Source organism: Paenarthrobacter sp. NyZ202 (assembly GCF_049860755.1).
Classification (GTDB): Bacteria; Actinomycetota; Actinomycetes; order Actinomycetales; family Micrococcaceae; genus Arthrobacter.
This window is the reverse complement of sequence record NZ_CP187556.1, coordinates 688,401-712,292: the sequence shown is the minus strand read 5'-3', so window position 1 is coordinate 712,292 and position 23,892 is coordinate 688,401. Positions and strand designations below refer to the sequence as shown.

The following is a 23,892-nucleotide window of genomic DNA, read 5'->3' as shown; positions in this document are numbered from 1 at the left end:
GTTGCCTAGCCATCGATCACCAGCACGCGTGCGTGGATGGCCGTCCTTTGATGCAGCGCCGTCCTGACCGCCCTGTGCAGTCCGTCCTCCAGGTACATGACCCCCTGGTACTGCACGACATGGGGGAAGAGATCACCAAAGAACGTGGAATCCTCGGCCAGCAGGGCCTCCAGGTCGAGCGTCCGCTTGGTGGTCACCAGCTCGTCCAGGCGTACGGGGCGGGGAGGCAGGGCAGCCCAGTCGCGCGGCGCCGAATATCCATGGTCAGGGTACGGGCGTCCCTCGCCCACAGCTTTGAAGATCACCCTGCAAGCCTATGGAAGATGCCGCCGCAACGGAACTTGTGACCGGCGGCACACGCAGGTTGTAGCCAAATGGTGACTATCGACGTGGGGCGTCATAGCTGGGATGCACGGCCCGGGGGCTGACAGAATAGGGGCATGACCCAACCGCTGCAAGGTACCCGCCGGACCACTGCCCGCACCGCACCCGCCCTCGCGCTGCTGCTGGACGTGGACGGCCCCATCGCCAGCCCTGTGACGCGCGACGTCAAACCGGACATCATTGCCGACCTCGTGGCACTGGCCTCTGCGGGCATTCCCGTGATCTTCAATACCGGACGCTCGGACGCCTTCATCAGCGAGCAGGTGATGGCACCCATGATCGCCGCCGGCATGCCCGCGGGGACCGTCATCCATGCGATCTGCGAGAAGGGCGCTGTCTGGTTCAGCTACACGGCCGGGGGCCCCGGCCCGATCCACGTGGACCACGAGCTGTCAGTGCCCAAGGCCTACGCCGATGACATCCGCCGGCTGGTGGCGGAGGACTACGCCGGGCATATGTTCTTCGACGAGACCAAGCGCGCCATGGTGTCCGTGGAGCAGCACGTGGAGGTGGCCAGCGAGGACTACCTTGCCGAACAGAAGCTCTTCGACGCAGATGCCCTGGACATCATGAACCGGCACGGACTCAATGCCGCAATCCTTGACCACCATGCGCCCGGCTCGGACGACACTGCCGACTACCGCCTCGACCCCACCATCATCTCCACCGACATCGAATCGGTGCGGCTGGGCAAGGACCTCGGTGCCAGCCGCGCCGTGGAACTGCTGGCGGCCCAGGGCATTACCCCGTTGTCGTGGCGGACCGTGGGAGACTCGCGCACCGATTACGCCATGGCAGACTGGCTGCACCACAACGATCACGAGGTCAAGCACGTAGACGTCCGGCCGGCAGACGGAGTTCCGGTGAAGCCCTACCCCATCCTTACCGCCGCCGACCTCGAACTGGCGGACGACGTGATCCACGACGACGCCGGCGGAGCCTTCCTCCGCAGCTGGCGCGAGGCCCTCGCCATCTAGCCAGCCACCCACCCGCATCCACCCGCAAAGACTACGGAGAAACAGCCATCACGCAAGCACAGGTCGATCCCATTTACCACGGCAGCCCCACCGTAGAAGAGGATGCGGTCGCCGAGGCGGTCTCGCCTGCCGTTGTTGCCCACCTTAAGCACAGGCCCGACGTCGTCCGTCACCGCGGGCGCTACGCCCTGCTGAACGCCGACCTCACCCCGCAACAGGCGATGATCGAGGACCTCCTGGCGGTCCGTGCCGCCCTCGATGCCCAGGGCGTTGACTTTATCCTGGTCCGCGGAAACGACGAGCGGCCGGTCATCGCCGTCGACTGGGAGTCCCGCAAGCAGGTCCGCGAAGCCCTGGTGGCCGCCTTCCGCAACGAACCCTTCTACTCCATGACCGTCGACGCCAAGAAGAAGGCTTCCGTATTGGTGGCCGACGGGGAACTCTCGGCCAACCGCAAGGCCAGGATTTTCCGCCTGTACCGACCCCGCGTTGAGCCCACGGGTGGCCTGTCCTACGGCCCGGGCCTGGGTGTCCAGCTGGAACTGTGGCGGTTTGAAGGCAACCACCTGGAGCTGCCGGTGGAGAATTCCCTGACCCGGCGGACGCTGATGCGCCAGGACGCCGTCCGCGGCACCGTGAACCGGCATGGCCTGGAATGGCCCACGATCGAGAACATGTTCGCCGACCACGCCAGTGACATCGACTTCGACATCGACATCGTCTTCTCCTGGGTGGACGGCACGGATCCCGCCTACATCGCGGCCCGGCGCAAGCAGCAGGCCAACGCCGTGCTGGGCGAAGGGGACGACCACGAAGCCCGCTACCGGCAGATCAACGAACTCAAGTACGCCCTGCGTTCCGTGCACATGTTCGCGCCCTGGATCCGGCGGATCTTCATCGCCACCGACTCACCCGCTCCGTCCTGGCTGGCCGACCACCCCAAGGTCACCATCGTGCGCAGCGAGGAATTCTTCACCGATCCGACCGTCCTGCCTACCCACAACTCGCAGGCCGTGGAGTGCCAGCTCCACCACATCGAGGGCCTGTCCGAGCACTTCCTCTACTCGAATGACGACATGTTCTTCGGCCGCCCGGTGGGACCGGACATGTTCTTCACTCCCGGCGGCATCACCAAGTTCATCGAAGCCGACACCCGGATCGGCCTGGGCGAGAACGACGCGGAGCGCAGTGGCTTCGAGAACGCCGCCCGAGTCAACCGGAAACTGCTGTGGGAACGGTTCGGCCGCATCACCACCCGGCACCTTGAGCACACGGCGGCTCCCCTGCGGCGCAGCGTCGTGGAGCAGATGGAACGCGAATTCCCCAACGAGTTCACCAAGACCGCGGCAAGCCGCTTCCGGGCGGCCGACAACATCTCGGTCACCAACTCGTTCTACCACTACTACGCGCTTCTGACCGGCCGGGCCGTGACCCAGACCAACGCACGGGTCAAGTACGTGGACACCACGTTGTGGTCCGGGCTGCACTATCTTCCGAAGCTCCTCGCCAAGCGCCACATGGACCTGTTCTGCCTCAACGATGGCAGCTTCCCCGAGGTCCACGCCGACGAACGTGCGGCCATGGTGACGGACTTCCTGGAAAAATTCTTCCCCGTGAAGGCTCCTTGGGAGAAGTAGGCGTCAGCCTCGGCTGCCGGCGGGCGACACAAGTTCCTGCGGCTGCCGTGCCTGCTTCCGGCTGGAGCCCTCCGGAATCCGGATTCCGGCTTCTGCCAGCCGCCGCTGCACCTCGGCCGCGTCAACGGGTTCGCCCACGGTGACCCCGCCGGACATGGGCACCACCGAATGGACGATCGTGTGTTCGTACACATGCACCATGTTGTAGGACTGCGCACCGTCGCGGCCCCGTTGGCCGCCGGCGCTTACGGCCAGGTCCTGGGTGTAGCACGTCGCCGAGGCGACCGACACCGGGATGCCGGCGAAGCCCGCCGTCGTGGAGTAGTGCAGATGCCCGCCCAGAATGGTGCGGACGTCCGTATTGCGCACGACGTCGGCCAGCGCGGCCTGGCCGCGCAGCTCCACCAGCACCGCGAGGTCCTGGACGCAAGGGACGGGCGGGTGGTGCAGGGCCAGGATGGTGCCGTCCGGAGCGGGCGTAGCGAGTTCGGCGGCGAGCCATTCGAGCTGCGCCTCGGACAGTTCACCGTAATGGTGGCCGGGCACCGTGGTGTCCAGGGTGATGATCCGCAGCCCGTTGACGAAGTAGCTCCGGTCCACCGGGTCTTCCGGCTTGCTCTTCTCCGAGGCGTCCAGGAACGCTGAACGGAAGTTGGCACGGTTGTCGTGGTTGCCCATGGCCCAGATCGCCTTTGCGCCGACGGTCTCGCAGACGGGTTCGATCATCTCGCGGAGGCGGCTGTAGGCCTCGAACTCGCCCTTGTCAGCGAGGTCTCCGGTAAAAATGATGGCCTCGGGACGGATCCTGGACGCGATGATCTGGTCGCAGATTTCCTGGAGGCGGGCAGAGCTGTCCACCGAGCCGTGGAGCGTGGCGGCACCACCTACCAAGTGAAGATCGCTCAAGTGCAACAGCACATGACCTGGTTTGGGGTACTCGGCCTCGATGAGCTCCATGACTGCCCTAGCGTTTGGTGGGAGACGGCGCCTCCCGCTTCCTTCCAGTACGACCAATCCAACCAGACAGCAACCCAACATCAGGCTAATTTCCGGCGGAATGTTGGAAAATTACCTGTTTCCCTTCTGCGTCCGGCTGATCAGGCCAGCGCCTTGTCCACTGCTTTTAACAGGTCTTCGGAGTCAGGCCCAACTGCGGATGGGACCCAATCCCATGGTGTTCATCCAACCGCCCTGGGCCCGCGGCGGGGCCGTGGTTCACCCGGGGAATGGAGCAGCTACGGCGCCGGCGTGATGAAGGCGGACAACGGAATGGTTGTCCCATCAGGTCCCTGGACCAACCCTGGAGCCACCACAATGTATCCAGGCGGCAGGATCACCGTGGGCAGGGTCGCAACGGTGGTTACGGGCGCGGGCGCGGGAGCGGGGGCCACAGGCACGGTGGCCGCCTGCGTGGTTGTCACCGGGACCGGCGCGGGAGCCGGAGCGACGACCACCGGAGCGGGGGCCGGTGCAGCTGGAGCGGGGGCTGCCGGCGCAGGTTCAATCGGTGCCGGCGCCACTGGAGCAACGACGGCGGCATCCGGGCTGGGTGCCGTCTGCGTCGTCAGTTGGGGTGCCACAGTTGTGGTGGCCGGCGTCGAGCCGGTCGTGGTACCCGTGGCAGGAGCCGTCGTCACCGGGGCCGGCGCAGTTGTCTGGGTTGGCGTCGGTGTGGCGGTCTGCGTTGGCGTCGGCGTAGCGGTCTGGGTTGGCGTCGGCGTAGCAGTCTGCGTCGGTGTCGGCGTGGCAGTCTGCGTCGGTGTCGGTGTGGCAGTCTGCGTCGGCGTCGGTGTCTGTGTCGGAGTAGCGGTCTGCGTCGGTGCCGGTGTCTGTGCCGGTGTCTGCGTGCCGGGCGGGGTGGACGTGGTCGGAGTTCCGGCAGGACCGGATGGTCCGGGAACCACCGTGGCGGGAACTTCGTCGTGCTCGTGTTCGCCGCCGATGACCGCGCGGGTGGTGCCGTCCGAGACCGGAACTGCCCACTGCGGCGCAGCCGAAGTCCCGGTGCCGGCACCCGGCTGGTAGTTGACCATGGTGATTCCCTGCAAAGGATCCACTTGGCGGATCGGCAGGAGCGTCCAGTTGGCCGGGTTTGTGTGCAGTCCGTTGACGATGGTTTCGAAGTGGAGGTGGCAGCCAGTGGACCAGCCGGTGGTCCCGACTTCCGCGATGACCTCGCCCACCCGGACGGATTGCCCCTGCGTGACCCCAATGGCCTGCAGGTGGTTGTACGTGGTGACCAGTCCGTTGCCGTGCTCGATCTCCACGCGGTTGCCGCCGCCCCAGATGTGCCAGCCAACAGCCCTGACCACGCCGGCGTCAGCCGCGTAGACCCGGGTTCCACACGCCGCAGCATAGTCCTGGCCCCAGTGGAATTCGCCCGGGAGGCCGGTCAGCGGGCTGAGCCTGTAGCCGTAGGAAGAGCTCGGGTTCAGCACTTCGAGCGGAGCGTAGAGACTGCCTGCGGGAGGCCGTGACAATCCGGCGGAAGCAACGGTGAGTCCCGTGGAACCGTCCTTGCCGACCGTCCTGACCAAGGCCCGGTCAAAGTACACCATGGGGGTGCCGGCGGTCTGTTCGGGAGGCTCCGGGAGAGGGTCGATCACCGTCGTTTCGGCCTCCGGAGGCACCAACTGACCCAAAGCCGCTGGTCCCACCACGCCCTGGGCGAGGGAACCATTGACCGATCCGGTCGAGGCGGACGTGAGGGGTTGGAATCCAAAAGCGAAGAACGCCAGCACTGCGAGACTGCCCGCGACGAACACGCGGCGGAACCCCTCGGTGCGTACCAGATCCACTACCCGGTCTGATTCATGATGCTTGCCCACAAACACTCCCCAAAAGCCAGCGTCACCAAACCCCAGCCTGGCGTGCAAGCTCCATTCTTGCCCCAATCATGGGGAAAATAAACCCTTTCGGGCCGCCCGGGAGTGCAAGGTTGGCTCAGTTTTTGCTCAAGGCACCCTTGAGGAAACCTGCGGTTTACCTAGCCGAGGTTTTCCTTCAGGAGGGCGCGGTGCTCCACCGCCGCGCTGGCATGGAGTTGGCGGCCGGCCTCGGTAAGTTCCAGGAACAGTGAGCGGCGGTCATCAGAGCACGTCTGGCGGGACACCAGTCCGGCCTTTTCCAGCCGGTCCACCACCTTGGATACAGCACTTTGGGTCATGGGCGTCCGCTCCCCCAACTGCTTCATCCGGCAGGCTGCGTCGGTGCTTTCAGCCACAAGGTCCAGGATCTCGAACTCGTTCAGGCCGATGTCGAACTTGGCTTCCAAGGCGCGGTCTATGGCTCCGGCGGTCCGGAAGTAGGAGTCCTGGATGCTGCGCCACTGCTCTACAAGCTGACGGTCACGCGTTGATGCCATGCCCCGATTCTAGTTCATCCGGCATTTGAAATCCACGTCATAAGATGACGCATCATATTCCTTGTCATTGAATGACGCGTCATATAGATTGATCGCATGACTTCACCCACCACCCTCAAAACACCTGCCGGCGCCGTGGTTTCAGCGGTCAAGTGGACCCGTTCCCAATGGCTGCTGCTCATGGTGGTCTGCACTGTCCTGGCCCTGGATGGGCTGGATGTTTCCATGGTCGGGGTGGCCTTGCCATCGATCGGCCAGGAACTGAACCTCGGCACGGATACCCTGCAATGGATCGTGTCGGCCTACGTCCTCGGCTACGGAAGCCTGCTGCTCCTTGGCGGGCGGCTCGCTGACCTGTTGGGCCGCCGTCGTATCTTCCTCATCGCGTTGGCAGTATTTGCCGCAGCCTCGCTGGTAGGCGGCCTGGTGGATGATCCTGCGGTCCTCATCGCCACCAGGTTCATCAAGGGGCTGGCCGCCGCCTTCACCGCACCTACCGGATTCTCCATCATCACCACCAACTTCGCCGAGGGCCGCGAGCGCAACAAGGCCCTGTCCATCTTCACCACCTTCGGCGCCAGCGGCTTCTCGCTCGGCCTGGTGGTGGGCGGGCTCATGACCAGCCTGAGCTGGCGGTGGACCTTCCTGGTCTCCGTACCGATCGCCGTGGCCGTGGTCCTGTTGGGCATCAGGTTCATCCCCAAGGACAAGCCGTCGGCGGAAAACAGCGGCCACGATATCTGGGGCGCCGTCACCCTTGCACTGGGCATGCTCGGGCTCGTTTACACCCTGGTCTCGGCACCGGAAGCGGGGTGGGGATCTGTGGCAACAATCGCCGGATTCGCCGTCTCCGCAGCTGTGCTGGCGGCCTTCGCAGTGATCGAGAGCAAGGTCAAGCACCCGTTGATCCGCTTCGGCATCCTGAAGGAAGGCTGGGTGGCCCGGGCCAATCTCAGCGCCGTCGGGTTGTTTGGTTCGTACCTGAGCTTCCAGTTCATCGTGACCATGTTCCTGCAGTCTGTCCTGGGCTGGACGCCATTGGGGATGGCGCTGGCCTTGCTGCCCGCCGGCTTGCTCGTCGCCACGAGCGCTCCGTTCGCTGACCGGCTGATCGAGAAGTTCGGCGCCACGCAGCTTATCCTCACCGGCCTCACTGCCTTGGGCCTCGGCTATGTCCTGTTCCTTCGGGTGGGCACCACCCCCAACTACGCCTTGGACATCCTGCCGTCCGTGATACTGCTCGGCATCGGGTTCGCTTTGGCCTTCCCGTCCATCAACGTCCAGGCCACCACCGGCATCAAGGACTCCGAGCAAGGCTTGGCAGCAGGCCTCATTCAGACCAGTACCCAGGTTGGGGCAGCCTTGGTGCTGGCAGTAACCACGGCCCTGGTCAGCAGCCACGGTCAGCCAACCGGATCCGTCAGCCCCCAGGCCATGCTGGAACAGTACCGTCCGGGCCTGATCCTGAGTGCCGCCGTCGCCATTGCCGCCTTGTTGGTGGCAGCAGCCCCGGCACGGCGCCGCCAAGCCCCGGCAGGCAGCGCCAGGTAGGGGCAGCCCGCGGTACAGGTCCCCCACCCGGGCGGGACCTGTACACGCTCCCCGAACCGGGGTCGAATGGAATGCATGAGGAATTACCTCACCGAATACCGGCACGCACTCCAGCACACTTTCACCGGCACCTCCGGCACCCCGCCCGAGTGGGTACCGCGCCTGGCCGAAGGCAACGACACCGGATACCACCTCCCCGGCTCGGCGGTCTGGACCGTGCACGGATCCATGACCCCGATCGTTGCCGGGATCCGCGTCCTGCTCATGCAGGCGCTGCACCCCGGAGCCTTGGCGGGAGTCTATGAGCACTCTGGTTTCAAGGAAGATCCGCTGGGACGCCTGGCCGGAACCATTCGCTGGATCTTCACCGTCACGTACGGGTCCCGGGAAGCTGCGCAGGCCGCCACTAACCGGATCAGGAAACTCCACCACCATGTCCGGGGAAGCTACGTGGACGGCACGGGGGCCCACCGCGACTATGTGGCCAGCGACCCCGAACTCCTCCGCTGGGTCCATGTCACTTACGCTGAGTCGTTCGTCACGGCGCACCGTATCTGGGGCGGGCCCATACCCGGCGGCCCTGACCAGTATGTGCGTGAGTGGGCTCAGGCGGGCACGCTCATGGGTGTGGAGAATCCTCCCTCAACGGAGGCAGAAGTCCACCGGGAGTTGGACGACTGGTACGCCTCCGGAGTCCTGCGTTCCGACGAGCGCCTGGCGGAAACTGTGGCCTTCATCCGCCATCCGCCGCTCAACCCGCTGCTGCGGCCCGGTTACAGCGTCCTCTTCGCAGCCGCCGTGGCAAGCCTTGAACCGAAGTACCGGGAGCTCCTTGGGCTCCGGACGGCCCACTTGGGACCCGTTCCCCTGCCCGCCATCCCGGCAGCCCGGGTGGTGCTGGCCGTTGTCCGCCTGGCACTTGGGCGGCATGGCCCCAGCGAACTCGCCGCCCGTCGGCGGCTTGAGCGGCTTGGCTGGCCTGACTGATCCACTTCTGCGTGCCGCCACCACCCACTTTGACGGCAAGGGCCCCGGGGCGGGCCCGGATCCTCGGCGTGTCGGGCGCGATGGCGGCCAAAGTTGGTGGTGGAGGTACGGGCCCTCGCCGCGGGAAACCAAAAAGCCGGGCAGGTCGGAGTGAATCCGTCCTGCCCGGCTTTGCGGGAGGTGCCTTAGATCAGGTGGTCGGAGAGGTGGTTCGGGGTGCCGAAGCGGTGGGCCGTGATGGACACAGCCTGTTCGCGGAGGAACGGCAGCATCTCGATCCGGCCGGCCTGGGTCACGGCACCGTGGTACACAGCGACATCCGGACGGCCACCCATCGCCGCGCTCAGCGCGGTGAAGTCGCCACCGATCAGGCGGATGCGGCCGCCGTCGAACGTTGCAGCGCGGGCCAGCCATGCGGCGTCGTCCTCAACGCGGACGCTGACGCCCAGGTTCGCGAACACACTCACCACAGCATCCGGAAGTACGACGGCGGAGCTCACCTTGAGCGCCGAGCCAGCCACGGCACCGGCTGCTGCAACGCGCAGCAGCTCGGCGAGCCGCTCACCTTCGGAAAGGCGGATGGTCACCGGGATGGGGCGGTAGCGGAAGACGTTCCGCTCGGCGGTCAGGCCGGAGACGTCCTTGCGGGTACCGAACTCGGAGTCCCAGGCTGCGGCGTCACTGAAGAGGGACTGTTGCAAGGTCTGCAGTTCCTCCGGCGTCACGTCAACAGACTTGGCTGCGGACAGGATCTGCGCGGCAGCGCCCTGGAGGACCGTGCCGCGCGTGGCCGTGGCCTCGGCCGGAAGCCAGCTGCCCAAACCAATGAGGTAGTTGGGTCCACCGGCCTTGGTTCCGGCGCCGACTGCGGACTTCTTCCACCCGCCGAACGGCTGGCGCTGGACAATCGCGCCGGTGATGCCACGGTTGACATAGAGGTTGCCGGCCTGGATCGTGTCCAGCCACGTGCCGATCTCTGCGGAATCGAGTGAGTGGAGACCGGCGGTCAGGCCGTACTCGATCTCGTTCTGGATGGCGATCGCTTCTTCCAGGGTTTCAGCGGTCATGACGCCGAGGACCGGGCCGAAGAACTCGGTCAGGTGGAAGTAGGAGCCGCGTTTGACGCCCGAACGGATGCCCGGGGACCACAAGCGGCCGGTGTCGTCGAGGCGTTCGGGCTTGACGGCCCAGGTTTCGCCGTCGCCCAGGGTGGTGAGGGCGTTGAGGAGCTTGCCGTTGGCGGGCTCAATGATCGGGCCCATCTGCGTGGTGGCGTTGTCCGGGTAGCCCACGGTCAGGGAGCGGGCGGCATCGATGAGCTGGTTGTGGAACCGCTTGGACTTTCCGACCGAACCCACCAGGATCACCAGGGACGCGGCGGAGCACTTCTGGCCGGCGTGGCCGAACGCGGAGTAAACCACATCCTTGGCGGCAAGGTCCAGGTCGGCACTCGGCGTGACGATGATGGCGTTCTTGCCGGAGGTCTCTGCCAGCAGGGGCAGGTCCTGGCGGAAGGAACGGAAGAGTTCAGCGGTCTCGTAGCCACCGGTGAGGATGACGCGGTCGACGCTCGGGTGCGAGACCAGCTGCGTGCCAAGGTCGCGCTCTTCGAGCTGCACGAGCGACAGAACCTCGCGCGGCACTCCGGCCTCCCACAGGGCGTCCACCATCACGGAACCGGAGCGGCGGGCCTGCTTTGCAGGCTTGATCACGACGGCGGAGCCTGAGGCGAGTGCCGCAAGCGTCGAGCCGGCGGGAATCGCCACCGGGAAGTTCCACGGCGGGGTCACCACGGTGAGGTTCGCTGGGACGAACGTGGCGCCGTCGACCGTTTCCAGGTCCTTGGCCCGCTCTGCGTAGTAGTGGGCAAAGTCGATCGCTTCGCTGACTTCCGGGTCACCCTGGTCGATGGTCTTGCCGGTCTCGGACGCCATGACCTCCAGGAGCTCGGCGCGGCGGGCTTCCAGGACCTCGCCGGCGCGGTGGAGGATGGCTGCACGCTCCGCGGCGGGGCGGGCGCCCCAGGCCTTGCCGGCATCCACGGCTGTGGTGATGATGCGCTCAAGCTCGGCAGCTTCGGAGACCTTGGTGGACTCCACGATCTTGTTTCCTGCCGTTGACCCCGGAACGCGCTTCAGGATGTCGCGGCCCCAGGCGCGGTTGGCGGGAAGGGCGGGGTCCGTATCCGGGGTGTTGCGGAAACCTTCTGTGGGAGCCGGCTCGGCGGGCAGGCGGCGGTCCTGCTTGCGGTTCGGTTCCGGGACCTCATCCGTGAGTTGCGCGAGGGAGTTGAGGAAGCGCTGCTTTTCGCGCTCGAAGAGTCCCTCGTTTTCGCTGAGTTCAAAGACGGCCGACATGAAGTTTTCCTGGCTCGCGCCTTCTTCAAGGCGGCGGATCAGGTAGGCGATGGCCACATCGAACTCACCCGGGTGGACCACCGGGGTGTAAAGGAGCAGGCTGCCCACGTCCTTGCGGACCGCGGTGGCCTGACCGGTCGCCATGCCGAGGAGCATCTCGAACTCGATGCCTTCAGTGACGCCACGCTGCTTGGCAAGGAGCCAGGCAAAGGCGACGTCGAAGAGATTGTGCCCGGCAACGCCGATGCGCACCGCGTCCACATGCTCCGGGGTGAGCGCGTAGTTGATGACGCTCTTGTAGCTGGTGTCTGAGTCCTGCTTGGTGCCCCACGTAGCCAGCGGCCAATCGTGGAGGGAGGCTTCCACCTGCTCCATGGGAAGGTTGGCGCCCTTCACCACGCGGACCTTGATGGGAGCCCCACCGTTTGCGCGCCGGGCGGTGGCCCATTCCTGCAGTTCCTGCATGGCGCCGAGGGCGTCCGGGAGGTAGGCCTGGAGGACGATACCGGCCTCGAGGTTCTTGAACTCAGGCATGTCCAGGATCCGCTTGAACACTGCGATCGTCATGCTGAGGTCTTTGTATTCCTCCATGTCCAAGTTGATGAACTTGGGCTTGGGGAACGACGCAGCCAGGCGGTAGAGCGGGGTGAGCTTCTCCACCACGTGGTCCACTGCCTCGTCGAAAGCCCACGGGGAATGAGGGGCCACGGTAGAGGATTCCTTGATGGAGACATAGTCGACGTCCTCGCGGGCAAGGAGCTTAAGCGTGCCGTCCAGCCGGCGCTGGGCTTCATGCTCGCCCAGGACAGCTTCACCGAGGAGGTTCACGTTGAGGTGGACGCCGTCCTGGCGGATCTTTTCAATGGCAGGGCCGAGCTTGGCGTCCGTTGCATCAACAATCAGGTGACCCACCATCTCGCGGAGAACGCGGCGGGCGATCGGGATAACCACCTGGGGCATGATCGGGGCCATGAAGCCACCCACGCGGACCGCGCTGCGCATGTACCACGGCAGGAACGCCGGCACCTTCGGGGCAAGCTCGGCGAGCTTCCGGGCGGCGACGGACAGATCCTCAGGGCGGATGACGCCGTCGACGAATCCAACCGTGAAGTCCAGTCCGTTCGGGTCCTTGAGGACGCCGGCGAGACGCTGGGCGGAGACGTCCACTGGAATCTTGCCGGCCTCTGTCAGCCAGTGACGGACCAAGGCGATGGCCTCTTGGGCCAGTGCGTCGAACTGCCCGGATTCCTGGGTGCGCGGAGAGGTCGCATCCGGGAGGGTGCTGGTCATGGGGGCTCCTTCTGGGACGGAGAAGTTTGTTTGTTTCCATCAGTATGGATCTACAATCCCATTAGGAAAAGCGATCTTTTCTGACGAATATTCATTACTCATCCCGATGCTTTGGAGGCCACCGTGCTGGACGTCCGCAGACTGCGTTTGCTGCACGAGTTGAAGATCCGGGGAACCCTTGCCGAGGTGGCCGATGCCATGCAGTACAGCCCCTCCTCGGTGTCCCAGCAGCTCACGCTTTTGGAAAAGGAAGCAGGCGTGGAGCTGCTCCGGAAAGCCGGCCGCCGCGTGCAACTGACTCCGCAGGCGGAGATCCTCGTGGCGCATACAGCTGCGCTGCTGGAGACGCTGGAACGGGCCGAAACCGAGCTGGCCGCTTCCCTGTCCACGGTAACGGGAACCGTTCGACTGGCCGTGTTCCAGTCGGCAGCCTTGGCACTGCTGGCCGACTTTCTCACGATCATGCGGCAGGAGTACCCGGACGTGCGGGTGGAGATGACCCAGCGCGAACCTGAAACTGCGTTGTACGAGACCTGGGCGCGCGACTTCGACATTGTGGTGGCAGAGCAATACCCCGGCCACGCCGCTCCGCACCATCCGGGACTGGACCGCGCGACCCTCACCAGCGACGCCATCCGGCTGGCCACTCCCCCGGTGGGCATGGGCGGGGAGAGTATCGCCTCGATCGCTGATACCGCGTCCATGCCCTGGGTCATGGAGCCACGAGGTGCGGCCTCACGGCACTGGGCCGAGCAAGCATGCAGGTCGGCGGGCTTCGAGCCGGACGTAAGGTATGAGACAGCCGACCTCCAGGCACAGATCCGCCTGATCGAGTCCGGGAACGCAGTAGCCCTGATGCCGGACCTTGTGTGGACCGGGATGGAACGCCCCGTCCAACTGATCGACCTCCCGGGCCTTCCGGCCAGGACCATCTTCACGTCCACGCGCACCGCCGGACGCATCCATCCCGCGATCCTTGCATGCCGCGAGGTGCTGGAGCGTGTGGCAGCAGCCCAGCGGTAGGGGTTTCCAGCCAACGCAAAAGGCCCCGGTCCGAAGACCGGGGCCAACCGCGGAGAATGGGGGATTTGAACCCCCGAGGGCGTTAACCCAACACGCGTTCCAGGCGTGCGCCATAGGCCGCTAGGCGAATTCTCCCTGCTTCCGATTCGAAAGCAGATACTACTGTACCTGAGAATTCCGGCATCGCCCAATCGAGGGTTAACCCTTGACCCAGGAGCCGCGCCTTAACGAAAAAATGGACGCCCCCAACGCGCCCATTCTTGCGGTATCACCGTTGAGCTGCCGGGTCCGGCCCCTCTTGCCCAGGCCCCGCAGCTCACAATCTGGAGATTGCCCCAATCGGTGTACATACTTATGGTCCGCTGTGGATGGCGGATATGCAATGGTCCTGCCCGCTTTTCGGACTCTTTAGTGACAGGATGTGCCCATGACAGAGCTCCACGCCCTGGTGGTCTACGTGCCGGTTGACCACGTCGAAGTGGTTCTGCGCGCCATCGGGGACGCCGGCGCAGGGCGGATCGGAGACTACTCGCATTGCGCCTTTACCTCGCCGGGAACCGGACGGTTCACTCCGCTCCCAGGCGCCCGGCCCTTCATCGGTGAAGTGGGGGCGGTGGAACAGGTGCCCGAAGTCCGGGTTGAGTGCGTAGTTGCTTCAGACGTGCTCGACGGCGTGGTGCTGGCTTTGCGGGCAGCGCACCCTTATGAGGAACCGGCTTTCATGACCTGGCCGGTGAACGGGTGGAGGTGAGGGGCTGAGCCGGCACACGGGGCCGGCTCAGCGCCGCGTCCGTTTCCGCCCGTCGCACCCATAACTACGGGTGCGCCAGGCGGAAAGGGTTGCGCAGCCCACGCAGAACGGTTGCGAATGGCGGAAAGGACCGCGAAAACCTTTCGCCGTCGGGAGTTTTTCACACCGGCCACGGCCGATTCGAACCCCGAAGTAAGTTCGGGTAAGCTTGTCGACGGCCCCTCATGTGGCGTCATCCTGTTGAACTCCCCCAGGACCGGAAGGTAGCAAGGGTAGATGGGCTCTGGCGGGTGCATGAGGGGTCTCTTATTTAAAATGTCAGTCCCTATAGGTAGGTTTTCCCTGTGACTGTTACAACTGCCCTGTACCGGAGATACCGCCCGGATTCTTTCGCGGACGTTATCGGGCAGGAACACGTCACCGAGCCGCTCATGACGGCGCTGCGGAAGAACCGCGTCAACCACGCCTACCTTTTCTCCGGTCCGCGCGGCTGCGGTAAAACCACGTCCGCCCGCATCCTGGCCCGCTGCCTCAACTGTGCGCAGGGCCCCACGGATACCCCCTGCGGACAGTGCCCCAGCTGCGTTGAGCTCGCCCGCGGGGGTTCGGGTTCCCTGGACGTCATCGAGATCGACGCTGCCAGCCATGGCGGCGTGGACGACGCCCGCGATCTCCGGGAGCGGGCCACCTTCGCTCCTGTCCGGGACCGCTACAAGATCTTCATCATCGACGAGGCCCACATGGTCACGTCTGCCGGCTTCAATGCACTGCTCAAGATCGTTGAGGAGCCGCCGGAACACATCAAGTTCATCTTCGCCACTACGGAACCGGACAAGGTCATCGGCACCATCCGTTCCCGCACCCACCACTACCCGTTCCGCCTGGTGCCGCCCGAGCCGCTCATGAACTACCTTGAGCTGCTGTGCCGTCAGGAAAACGTGCCGGTGGCTCCCGGTGTGTTGTCCCTGGTCATCCGCGCCGGAGGGGGCTCGGTCCGTGACACCCTCTCCGTGCTGGACCAGCTCATGGCCGGAGCCGGACCCTCGGGCCTGGACTACGAGCTCGCCGTCGCACTGCTGGGCTACACGCATGCTTCCCTGCTGGACGACGTCGTGGATGCCGTGGCTGCGGCAGATGCCGCCACAGTGTTCCGGGCCGTTGACCGCGTCATCCAAACGGGTCACGATCCCCGGCGTTTCGTGGAGGACCTCCTGGAGCGCTTCCGCGACCTCATCATCGTCCAGGCCATGCCGGAGAGCGCCCAGGCCATCCTGCGCGGGATGCCCGAGGACCAGATCGCCCGCATGCGGAACCAGGCCACCAACCTTGGTGCGGCCGAGCTGTCCCGCGCCGCAGACGTCACCAACACCGCGCTCACCGAGATGACCGGCGCCACCTCTCCGCGCCTGCACCTGGAACTTCTGTGCGCCCGGATCCTGCTGCCCGGTTCCGAGCAGACGGAGCGGGGAATCGCCGCACGGATCGACCGCGTGGAGCGCCGCCTTAATTACGCGGGCGACGCCGGGTCCCCGGTTGCTGCTGCTGTCCCGCCATCAGCAGGTGGTACTGCCCCGGGCGCCGGTCCGGTCCCTGCCGCACCTGCCCCTGCAGCGGCGGCTCCCGCTGAACCTGCAGCGGCCGTGCCTGCCGCGACGGCAGCAGCTGCCCCTGCGGCGGCTCCCGCAGCCGCCGCTCCCGCTGAACCTGTCGCGACTGTTCCCGCCCCCGCCGGGTTCCCTGCGTCCCCGCAACAGGCACCCGGGCAACCCATGGAGCGGCCCGCCCGTGACGGAATCACGGCTCCGCGCGTGTCCACCAACGACTGGCCCGTCGAGAACCGCCAAGGTCCGTCCGGGGTCGACGCTCCTGGCGCCGCACAGCACGCCGAAGCGCAGCCGCCAACAGCCCAGCCTGCTCCCGCTGCGCAGCAGGCCCCCGCAGCACAACAGGCCCCCGCAGCACAGCAAGCACCACCGGTGGCGGCATCCGCTCCTGCAGCCCCGGGGGGCGGGGATGTCGAGGTACTTCGCCGTGCCTGGCCCGATGTTCTGCAAACGCTGGCCAAGATCAAGCGCAGCACCTGGGCTCTGGTGGAGCCCAATGCGCAGGTTGCACACTTCGACGGCCAGTTGCTGACGCTCTCCTTCACCACGTCCGGACTCGCCGGGGCTTTTGGCCGGGCGGACCACTCGGAGAACCTGCGCCAGGCAATCCACAAAACCATCGGCATCGACTGCCAGATCGTGGCTTCGGCGGGCGGCAACAGCTCAGCGAGCTCTGAGCCAAACCCAAAAGCACCTACTAGCCGGGCAACCCCGGCATCGGATGGCAGTGCTGGGCCGGCGGGCCGCTCCGTAGCTTCTGCAGCCCAGGGAGAGGCGAAAGCTCCAGCAACGCCTGCGGGCCCGGCAGTTCCTTCGGCACAGGCTGTTTCGGCCGTCGACTCCGCGTGGGGACTGGCCCCGGCACAACCGTCCCCCGCAGCCACGGCCAAGCCGGCTCCCGAACCCGGCGCGCCCACCGGCTCGTCGTCCGTTGGCGCATCATCCGTCGGCCCGCAGCCAGGCAGCGCTCAAGCAGCAGCTACGCAGCCCGCGAGCACGCCCGCAGAAGCCACGCAGCCCGCGAGCACGCCTCCGTCAGCTGAAGCCGCTACTGGGGGCTCCGGAGCTTCTCCTGTCACAGCTTCCGGCGCCACGGCAGGAACCAACCCCTCGCCGGGTGACTACTCCTACGCCGACGACGACTGGGGTGCTCCCCGCGACGAGGACGTTCCCCCGCTGGAGGAAGAGCCGCCCTACGACTGGGAGCCGTCCTCCAACGCCGGGCAACCTGACAGGCACCGCGCGCCGTCCCCTGCACCTTCCGCTCCTGCCGCTCCTGCCGCTCCGGCTGTCCCTGCCACCAACGAAAGCGACCCACCCGGATCTGCCCGGGAGGATTCAGGCAGCCCGGCCCGCCCGGTAGCTGATGACCCGTGGTCCCGGGCCGTTGAGCATGCTCCGGGCACGTGGGTAGTGGGAACGGAGTCGAATGTCGGCACAACGGCAGTCCGTCCGCAGCAGGAGACTCCGGCATCCTCCGGCACGCCGGATTATGAACCCGCCGCGGCGCAGGTCCCGGCAGAGCCAAGCTATGGCCACCCCACCAGCGGCGATCAAAACGGCTCCTCCGGCTGGAACGTCGCAACGCCGTCGGGCTGGCCTGGAACCGCAACCCGCGCGGCGGCGAACCCTGCCCAGGCCGCCGGCGTGGCACTGCCTTCAGGTTCCGTAGCCACGCTCGAGGGGGACGCGCCGTCGTCCGGTCCTGTAGGGCGGCAAAGCCTGTACCAGCGCCTGACCAACAGCCCGGAAGCGCAGATGGGGCGGGTCCAGGCGCCGACCCGTACCCAGCCCCAGCCACAGGAAGTGGCTGACGACATCCCCAGCCCGGAGGACGAAACCATTGAGGAATCCCGGGTCTTTGGGCGTGCCGCGGTGGAGCGTATTCTGGGCGGGAAGCTGATTGAAGAGCGGTCGCTGGACGGTTCTCCGCTGCCGGGCCGTTAGCGGCCGGCGTCCTGGTCGGACCATCGTCACCCATCACAACCCACGGCTGGATCCCAGCCGGACCACCACCGAGCAAACGAGGACATTGTGTACGAAGGCGCAGTTCAGGAGCTGATCGACGAGCTCGGCCGGCTTCCGGGCGTGGGCCCCAAGTCGGCGCAGCGCCTGGCGTTCCACATCCTTGAGGCTGATCCTGAGGATATGAAGCGGCTGGTCGCTGCCATCACTACGGTGAAGGAACGGGTGAAGTTCTGCTCAACGTGCTACAACGTCACCGAGCAGGAAACATGCAACATCTGCCGTGACCCTCGTCGGGATCCATCGGTCATCTGCGTCGTGGAGGAATCCAAGGATGTCCTGGCCGTGGAGCGCACCCGCACGTTCCGGGGCAGGTACCACGTGCTGGGCGGGGCCATCAATCCGATCGCGGGCATCGGTCCCGAACAGTTGCGCGTCCGGGAGCTCCTGACACGCCTGAACGACGGCGCCATCCAGGAAATCATCATCGCCACGGACCCCAACCTTGAGGGCGAGGCCACGGCAACATACCTGGCGCGCATGCTGAAGACCATCGGGATCACCGTCACCCGACTGGCTTCCGGGCTGCCGGTGGGCGGGGACCTCGAATACGCGGATGAGGTCACCCTTGGCCGGGCCTTCGAGGGCAGGCGGAACGCGTTGGCCTAAGTCCGGCGCCTGCGGGCTCCCAGCCTCCGTCCGGGCACCACCACCATGGCAGCAACAACAACCTGGACCGCAAGGCCTGTCACGGCGACGGGCACAGACGGCGGAAGGCCTTCGCTGGACTGACCGTCCAGGCAGGGAACATCCCGGGCCGGGCCATCGGCAGCCCACTGCAGCCCCGCCAGCACCCAGGCAAGGTCGTGGTCCCGGGGAACCATTCCCCCGGCGAGGCCCCCCAGTAGCAGCGCGGGGTGCGACGCAGCCATCCACGCCACCCGCTCCGTGTACGCCACGTCCACTGGCCGGGGGCGTCCAACACATTCGTACGAGGTGATGCGGCCTGCGTCGTCACGCTCCACATTGACGGGCACGGACGCCTGGGCTGTCCCTTGGGTGCTTGGCAGGAGCGCCACCGTGGCCACCACGTTGGCGAGGCACAGAACCACCAGCACAACCGTCGCAAGGGCAGACCCCGCAGCGCGCGAACGGAAGCATTGACGCGCTCCGTGGCCGATGAGCCCAAACAGCGCACCTTCCACGACGGTGACAACGACGGCGGCACCGGCCACCCCTATCGGCACGCCGCTGCCGGCGCCCACCGCAGCCAGAAGCACGCCGGCGGGCAAGGCAAGACCAGCGGAGCGCAGCGCACCCGCGGTCAGGACCGCGAGGACGTTGCCTGAGGAAGCGAAGCCCCAAACGGTGCCCAGGACCGCGGAGAGAACGGCCAGCCATGCTGCCGCCAGCAGGTTGGAGGCACTGGGAACACTCGACTCGAACCATCCGTTGGCCTGGCCGAAGCTTACTGTGGCCGCGGCCAGCGCCCAGGACAGGCCGAGCGCAGCACTGCAGGCCAGCCAATAGGACCATGACGTCCAGGACGACCACGCCTGGGAGCCGCCGTTCCGCACGGCGTTCACCAAGGCACGGCGGGCATCCTCCTGCGGATGGACGGCGTGTTCCGGCGTTGCCCTGCGCACGGGAAACCGGTCGTCGATCTCACCGCCGCCGATCACCTCGTATCCCTGGTTCGAATCCGGGGCATCACGGGGCAAGCCGGGGTCAGGCCCGGGCAACGCTCCGGGCGGCTGGTCAGGCACCTTGGCCACGGCCCCACCCACGTGTCATGGAGGCATAGTACCCAGCCGTTGACACGCGAAACAGGGACTGTGGCAAGACCGGAAACCACGCTCCTTTCCGCAGTGGTCCTGCTGGTGGCCGCGATGTGGTCACAATTCCTGCCCGGGCAGCTGACGGCGATAAACTTGCCAAATAAGCTACGCAGGCGTGCTCCAATTGGATTGCAGTGTGCCGCGTTCGAACCCTATTGATGCAGTGAGGGTGCGCGCATGACTATGCCCACTACCGAAGTGAAGATCGAAGAGCTCGCCGACGGGGCTGCCAAGACCAAGCAGCTGATCGTCCAGAAGTTCGGCGGTTCCTCGGTTGCTGATGCTGATGGCGTCAAGCGGGTGGCCCAGCGCGTTGTGGATGCGCAGAAGGCCGGCAACGAGGTCGTGGTTGTTGTTTCCGCCATGGGAGACACCACCGACGAACTCCTGGACCTTGCCGCCCAGGTAACCGATGCCGCTCCGGCCCGTGAGATGGACATGCTGTTGTCCGCCGGTGAGCGTATCTCCATGGCACTGCTGGCCATGGCGATCAACAAGTTCGGCGCCTCGGCGCAGTCCTTCACCGGTTCGCAGGCGGGCATGATTACCGACGGCATCCACGGCAAGGCCAGGATTATCGACGTCGATCCGCACCGTATCCGCACGGCACTGGACAAGGGCCATATCGCAATCGTGGCCGGTTTCCAGGGCATGAGCCGCAGCACCAACGAGATCACTACTCTTGGCCGCGGCGGTTCGGACACCACGGCTGTGGCGTTGGCTGCCGCACTGGAGGCCGATGTCTGCGAGATTTACACGGACGTCGACGGTATCTTCACCGCGGACCCGCGCGTGGTGTCCTCGGCCCAGAAGATCGACCGCATTTCCAGTGAGGAGATGCTGGAACTGGCTGCTTCCGGCGCCAAGATCCTGCACTTGCGCTGTGTGGAGTACGCACGCCGCTTCGGTGTGCCGCTGCACGTCCGTTCCTCATTCAGCCAGCATGAAGGCACCTGGGTCATCCCCGGCGCTGACGAAAAGTTCACGATTCAAGAGGGAGTTGCCTTGGAGCAGCCAATCATCTCCGGCGTTGCACACGACCGGTCCGAAGCCAAGGTCACCGTGGTGGGCGTCCCGGACATCCCGGGCAAGGCTGCCGCCATTTTCCAGGTGATCGCCGATGCCCACTCGAACATCGACATGATCGTCCAGAACGTATCCACCCACGGCACCGGCCGGACGGACATCTCCTTCACCCTGCCGATCGTCGAAGGCGCCGACGCCCTCGCTGCCCTGCGGGCCGCCGAAGCACAGATCGGTTTTGAGAGCATCGAGTACAACGAACACGTTGGCAAGCTCTCCCTCATCGGTGCAGGCATGCGCTCCCACCCGGGCGTCTCGGCAACCTTCTTCAAGGCCCTCTCCGATGCCGGCATCAACATCGACATGATCTCCACGTCGGAAATCCGCATCTCGGTGGTCACCAGCGCGGACGCTTTGGATGACGCTGTCCGCGCCATCCACAACGCTTTCGAGCTCGACGGCGAGGCAGAAGCTACCGTCTACGGCGGCACCGGCCGCTAGGAATTCCTCGGGCGACGAGCCCAACTAAGTAGCAGTAGTGCGCGTTTTGAGGGCCCAAAACGCGCACTACTGCTACTTAGTTGGGTGAGCACGTCCTTGTCGTACAGCCACTGCAGCTGCAGTCCGTCGAAGGCATTGTTCACCGTGGTTTTCACCACATGAGGCCTCTTTACGGTATGGTATGGAATTTTCATGGCATGCTGTACGTTGCATAGCCGTAACTCCCCTATCTGAAGAGGCAAATAAACAAGTGGCAGCCGATTACGACGAACTCCGTACAGACGTCAAAGAAAACCAGGAGCAGTCCCTCCAGGCACTGCAGTCCGCCAGCGCCCCGACGGCAAAGAGCGTCGTGCTGGAACTCGATGAAACCGATGGCCTTGACGCCAACGGCCCGGGCGGCGAAATCGTCGCTGAAGAGCTCGTCATCCAGGTCATTCCCCAGGCAAGCGATGAGTTCACGTGCAACTCCTGCTTCCTGGTCCGCCACCGCTCGCAGATCGCCCGCGAGAAGGATGGCGTCGCCTACTGCACTGACTGCGAAGGCTAAGACAACCACCACCCGGGCGGTCTGATCGTCGTCAGGGAGTGCCGCCGTCGGGTCTTAATTGCGGAAGGGACCGGAGCACATGCTCCGGTCCCTTCCGCAGTTAATCAGTGTTCTTCCGAGTCCGGCTCGGTGAGCTTTTCCTCATCCGTCTCCTCGGGAGCAACCACGGGCGACAGCGCATCACCGAGCAGTCCCGGCGTCCCCTTGTCCCGCTCAGCACCCGCGCCGAGGTCAGGGGCGTCCTTCCCGGGATCCCCGCTCACTGTCCGGCCCTTGGTCCCATGGCTGCCCGCCGCCGGTGGTTGTTGATCCTCAACTGCAGAATCCGGGCACCACCGGCAAGGGCCACCAGCACACCGCCACCCACGGCAGCAATGAACAGGGTTGTTCCGAGGGCCAAGGACCCTTCCAGTCCGAAGAACCTCACCGTCACCATGTCCTGGTTCTGCACAAAGAAAACGATCAGGAGCACCAACACCGCCAAGCCCACAGCCACCGCCACCCACACTGCCGCGGTCCTGGTGGGCCGGCTGCTCTCCGGGGCCCGTGTTTGCTCCGGATAGGCCGGCCCGGTGGGATCCACGCGCCGTTGATCAACGGGTCGTCCGGGTGTCACCGGCTGTCCGTGGGTTGTTGCAGCATCATCCTGGAAACTCATCAAGGCCCCCTTGGTCGCGGATTATCCGTGCACTCACATGATAAGCATGCTGATTAGTAGACTCACAGGGATCCGGCGGGCTTACTTCTTCGCCTTTCCGTGGCACTCCGGGCTAGATGGCATAATCCGTCGTGGTCGGGCCGGGATCGTTGTTCCGCACTGCGTAGTGGTGCCCCTCGGAATCGGTCTCGATATCGAAGGTCTTCAGATCAGCCTCGGAAGCAGTCTCGAATTCATCGTGCTTATGCACCACGGGGCTGTCCGTATCTCCGCGCGCTGCGGGGCCAAAGACCATCTGAAACCGCTCGGTTGCGTGCTGGAAGCCTTCCAACCTGCGTCCCATATTCTCCACCTCCTCTCGCCAGGAGTAGGAAAGAAACGGCTGGGCGTGACAACCGGCCCAGTGATGAAATTTTACGCCCGGGACGGGGAAAAGGCACCGGACGGCACCGGCGGCTACAGGTAGTCTGCTGCCCTCTCGCGGGAAATTTCCAGGAGCGTGGAATGGAAGGCCACTTCCGCGGGCGCGTACACCTTGTCCTGGCGCTGGGCGAGGAGCACCCTCCTGAGCGGCGCCGCGGAACCAAGGCTGATGGTTCTGACGTCCGGATGTTGCAGGGCCATGGCCGTCTTGGGAACCATGGCAACACCCATGCCGACGCTCACCATGGCCTGCGCCTCCTGGTAGTCGTTCGCCAGGAAGCCAATGGAGGGTTCAAACCCCGCCGCCTGGGCAGACCGCCGGAGCACTTCCACCACAGGGTGCGCCTCTGCCCTGACAATCCACGACTCCTTGCTGAGTTCCTCCATGCGGACTTCCCCGCGCCCGGCAAGGGGGTGGGTGCGGGAGACGAGGATCACGGTGCTTTCCTGAAAGACTTCCGTGACCCTGATTGAATCGTCATGGAAGCGGTTCCAGGGATAGTCCCACAACAAGCACAGCCCGGTGACGCCCGACTGCAGGTCCTCCACCAGTTCGTCGAACCGCGCACTGCGCAATGACAGTCCGATGGCCGGATACCTCTTCTTGAACGCGCGGATGACCAACGGCAGGAATGAACCGGCGAGGGTGGGAAAGGTGCCCACCGTCAACGATCCCCTCTTGAGGCCTGCAATCTGCTCCAGATCGCTGTGGGCTGCCCGCATCTGACCGACGATCCTCCGGGCATGGCCCGCCAGGACCTGGCCGGCCTCAGTGGGAACTACCCCCCGTGAGCGCCGGTTGAACAGCGGCTGCCCGACTTCCTGCTCCAGCTTCCTCAGTTGCTGGGACACGGCGGACGGGGTGTACATCAGAATGTCGGCCGCCGCGGTGATGGATCCCTGTTCGACGACCTCAACCAGCAGCGCCAGCCGTCGGATATCGAATAATTCCCGCATCTCATCGTTTAGCATCACTTCACTCTTCCACACGAAAGCTTCAACTGCTGAT

Annotated in this window: 20 protein-coding genes, 1 tRNA gene and 1 other RNA gene; 11 read left to right on the top strand and 11 right to left on the bottom strand. The window is 65.4% G+C overall.

Translation table 11 applies throughout. The features are described 5' to 3' along the window. Window positions 1-5 precede the first annotated feature (5 nt). Window positions 6-305: a type II toxin-antitoxin system VapB family antitoxin gene (locus ACPFL9_RS03485; RefSeq protein ID WP_021471645.1), complete on the bottom strand. Its 300-nt coding sequence runs from the start codon at window positions 303-305 to the stop codon at window positions 6-8. A 135-nt stretch (window positions 306-440) separates the two neighbouring features. On the opposite strand from ACPFL9_RS03485, the gene ACPFL9_RS03480 reads away from it, so the two are divergent. Further along, a complete protein-coding gene (locus ACPFL9_RS03480; RefSeq protein ID WP_426005866.1) occupies window positions 441-1,361 on the top strand; it encodes a hypothetical protein in 921 nt (306 codons plus the stop codon). 47 nt (window positions 1,362-1,408) lie between these two features. After that, complete coding sequence (locus ACPFL9_RS03475; protein ID WP_426007478.1) at window positions 1,409-2,998, top strand: stealth family protein; 1,590 nt, start codon at window positions 1,409-1,411, stop codon at window positions 2,996-2,998. Between the two features lie 3 nt (window positions 2,999-3,001). Here the strand turns inward: ACPFL9_RS03475 and ACPFL9_RS03470 are convergent, their stop codons facing one another. The 3 genes from ACPFL9_RS03470 to ACPFL9_RS03460 form a co-directional block, all read right to left on the bottom strand. After that, window positions 3,002-3,955 (bottom strand): phosphodiesterase, encoded by a 954-nt coding sequence (locus tag ACPFL9_RS03470; protein ID WP_426005865.1) that lies wholly within the window; start codon window positions 3,953-3,955, stop codon window positions 3,002-3,004. A gap of 278 nt (window positions 3,956-4,233) precedes the next feature. After that, complete coding sequence (locus tag ACPFL9_RS03465; RefSeq protein WP_426005864.1) at window positions 4,234-5,826, bottom strand: M23 family metallopeptidase; 1,593 nt, start codon at window positions 5,824-5,826, stop codon at window positions 4,234-4,236. 158 nt (window positions 5,827-5,984) lie between these two features. Next, a complete protein-coding gene (locus ACPFL9_RS03460) occupies window positions 5,985-6,362 on the bottom strand; it encodes a MarR family winged helix-turn-helix transcriptional regulator (protein WP_426005863.1) in 378 nt (125 codons plus the stop codon). Window positions 6,363-6,458: 96 nt separating this feature from the next. Between ACPFL9_RS03460 and ACPFL9_RS03455 the strand changes: the two genes are divergently transcribed. Then, a complete protein-coding gene (locus ACPFL9_RS03455) occupies window positions 6,459-7,913 on the top strand; it encodes an MFS transporter (protein ID WP_426005862.1) in 1,455 nt (484 codons plus the stop codon). Window positions 7,914-7,988: 75 nt separating this feature from the next. Continuing rightward, window positions 7,989-8,900 (top strand): oxygenase MpaB family protein, encoded by a 912-nt coding sequence (locus ACPFL9_RS03450; protein WP_426005860.1) that lies wholly within the window; start codon window positions 7,989-7,991, stop codon window positions 8,898-8,900. A gap of 185 nt (window positions 8,901-9,085) precedes the next feature. Here ACPFL9_RS03450 and ACPFL9_RS03445 read toward each other — a convergent pair whose 3' ends face one another. Further along, entirely contained in the window at window positions 9,086-12,547 is a 3,462-nt protein-coding gene (locus ACPFL9_RS03445; protein ID WP_426005859.1) for a proline dehydrogenase family protein, read from the bottom strand. A 123-nt stretch (window positions 12,548-12,670) separates the two neighbouring features. Between ACPFL9_RS03445 and ACPFL9_RS03440 the strand changes: the two genes are divergently transcribed. Next, window positions 12,671-13,570, top strand: a complete 900-nt coding sequence (locus ACPFL9_RS03440) for a LysR family transcriptional regulator (RefSeq protein ID WP_426005858.1) — start codon at window positions 12,671-12,673, stop codon at window positions 13,568-13,570. Window positions 13,571-13,620: 50 nt separating this feature from the next. Here ACPFL9_RS03440 and ACPFL9_RS03435 read toward each other — a convergent pair. Next, window positions 13,621-13,705 (bottom strand) — tRNA-Ser (locus tag ACPFL9_RS03435). A gap of 292 nt (window positions 13,706-13,997) precedes the next feature. Between ACPFL9_RS03435 and ACPFL9_RS03430 the strand changes: the two genes are divergently transcribed. The 4 genes from ACPFL9_RS03430 (at window position 13,998) to recR (ending at window position 18,559) form a co-directional block, all read left to right on the top strand. Next, complete coding sequence (locus ACPFL9_RS03430; protein WP_426005857.1) at window positions 13,998-14,321, top strand: hypothetical protein; 324 nt, start codon at window positions 13,998-14,000, stop codon at window positions 14,319-14,321. A 213-nt stretch (window positions 14,322-14,534) separates the two neighbouring features. Further along, window positions 14,535-14,631: signal recognition particle sRNA small type (gene ffs / locus ACPFL9_RS03425), an RNA gene on the top strand. A gap of 34 nt (window positions 14,632-14,665) precedes the next feature. After that, complete coding sequence (locus ACPFL9_RS03420) at window positions 14,666-17,872, top strand: DNA polymerase III subunit gamma and tau (RefSeq protein ID WP_426005856.1); 3,207 nt, start codon at window positions 14,666-14,668, stop codon at window positions 17,870-17,872. 87 nt (window positions 17,873-17,959) lie between these two features. Beyond that, window positions 17,960-18,559 carry a recombination mediator RecR gene (gene recR / locus ACPFL9_RS03415; RefSeq protein ID WP_426005855.1) on the top strand — a complete coding sequence of 200 codons (600 nt, stop codon included), beginning with the start codon at window positions 17,960-17,962 and terminating at the stop codon, window positions 18,557-18,559. On the opposite strand, the gene ACPFL9_RS03410 is transcribed toward recR, so the two are convergent. After that, window positions 18,556-19,665, bottom strand: a complete 1,110-nt coding sequence (locus tag ACPFL9_RS03410) for a hypothetical protein (protein ID WP_426005854.1) — start codon at window positions 19,663-19,665, stop codon at window positions 18,556-18,558. The genes recR and ACPFL9_RS03410 overlap by 4 nt on opposite strands. A 240-nt stretch (window positions 19,666-19,905) precedes the next feature. Here ACPFL9_RS03410 and ACPFL9_RS03405 point away from each other — a divergent pair, with 240 nt between their 5' ends. Together ACPFL9_RS03405 and ACPFL9_RS03400 are read left to right on the top strand one after the other, a co-directional pair. Beyond that, entirely contained in the window at window positions 19,906-21,252 is a 1,347-nt protein-coding gene (locus ACPFL9_RS03405) for an aspartate kinase (protein WP_426005853.1), read from the top strand. Window positions 21,253-21,502: 250 nt separating this feature from the next. Continuing rightward, a complete protein-coding gene (locus ACPFL9_RS03400; RefSeq protein ID WP_211713967.1) occupies window positions 21,503-21,802 on the top strand; it encodes a DUF4193 domain-containing protein in 300 nt (99 codons plus the stop codon). A gap of 104 nt (window positions 21,803-21,906) precedes the next feature. Here ACPFL9_RS03400 and ACPFL9_RS03395 read toward each other — a convergent pair whose 3' ends face one another. From ACPFL9_RS03395 to ACPFL9_RS03380, 4 genes are all read right to left on the bottom strand, one after another. Further along, the gene (locus ACPFL9_RS03395; protein ID WP_426005851.1) at window positions 21,907-22,065 is read right to left on the bottom strand and encodes a hypothetical protein; all 159 of its coding nucleotides are present in this window, start codon (window positions 22,063-22,065) and stop codon (window positions 21,907-21,909) included. Next, complete coding sequence (locus tag ACPFL9_RS03390; RefSeq protein WP_426005849.1) at window positions 22,062-22,460, bottom strand: LapA family protein; 399 nt, start codon at window positions 22,458-22,460, stop codon at window positions 22,062-22,064. Before ACPFL9_RS03390 ends, ACPFL9_RS03395 begins: the two co-directional genes overlap by 4 nt. A gap of 112 nt (window positions 22,461-22,572) precedes the next feature. After that, on the bottom strand, window positions 22,573-22,803 hold the full coding sequence (locus ACPFL9_RS03385) for a hypothetical protein (RefSeq protein WP_426005848.1): 231 nt from the start codon (window positions 22,801-22,803) through the stop codon (window positions 22,573-22,575). A 113-nt stretch (window positions 22,804-22,916) separates the two neighbouring features. Further along, a complete protein-coding gene (locus ACPFL9_RS03380) occupies window positions 22,917-23,855 on the bottom strand; it encodes a LysR family transcriptional regulator (RefSeq protein WP_426005846.1) in 939 nt (312 codons plus the stop codon). Window positions 23,856-23,892: the final 37 nt, after the last annotated feature.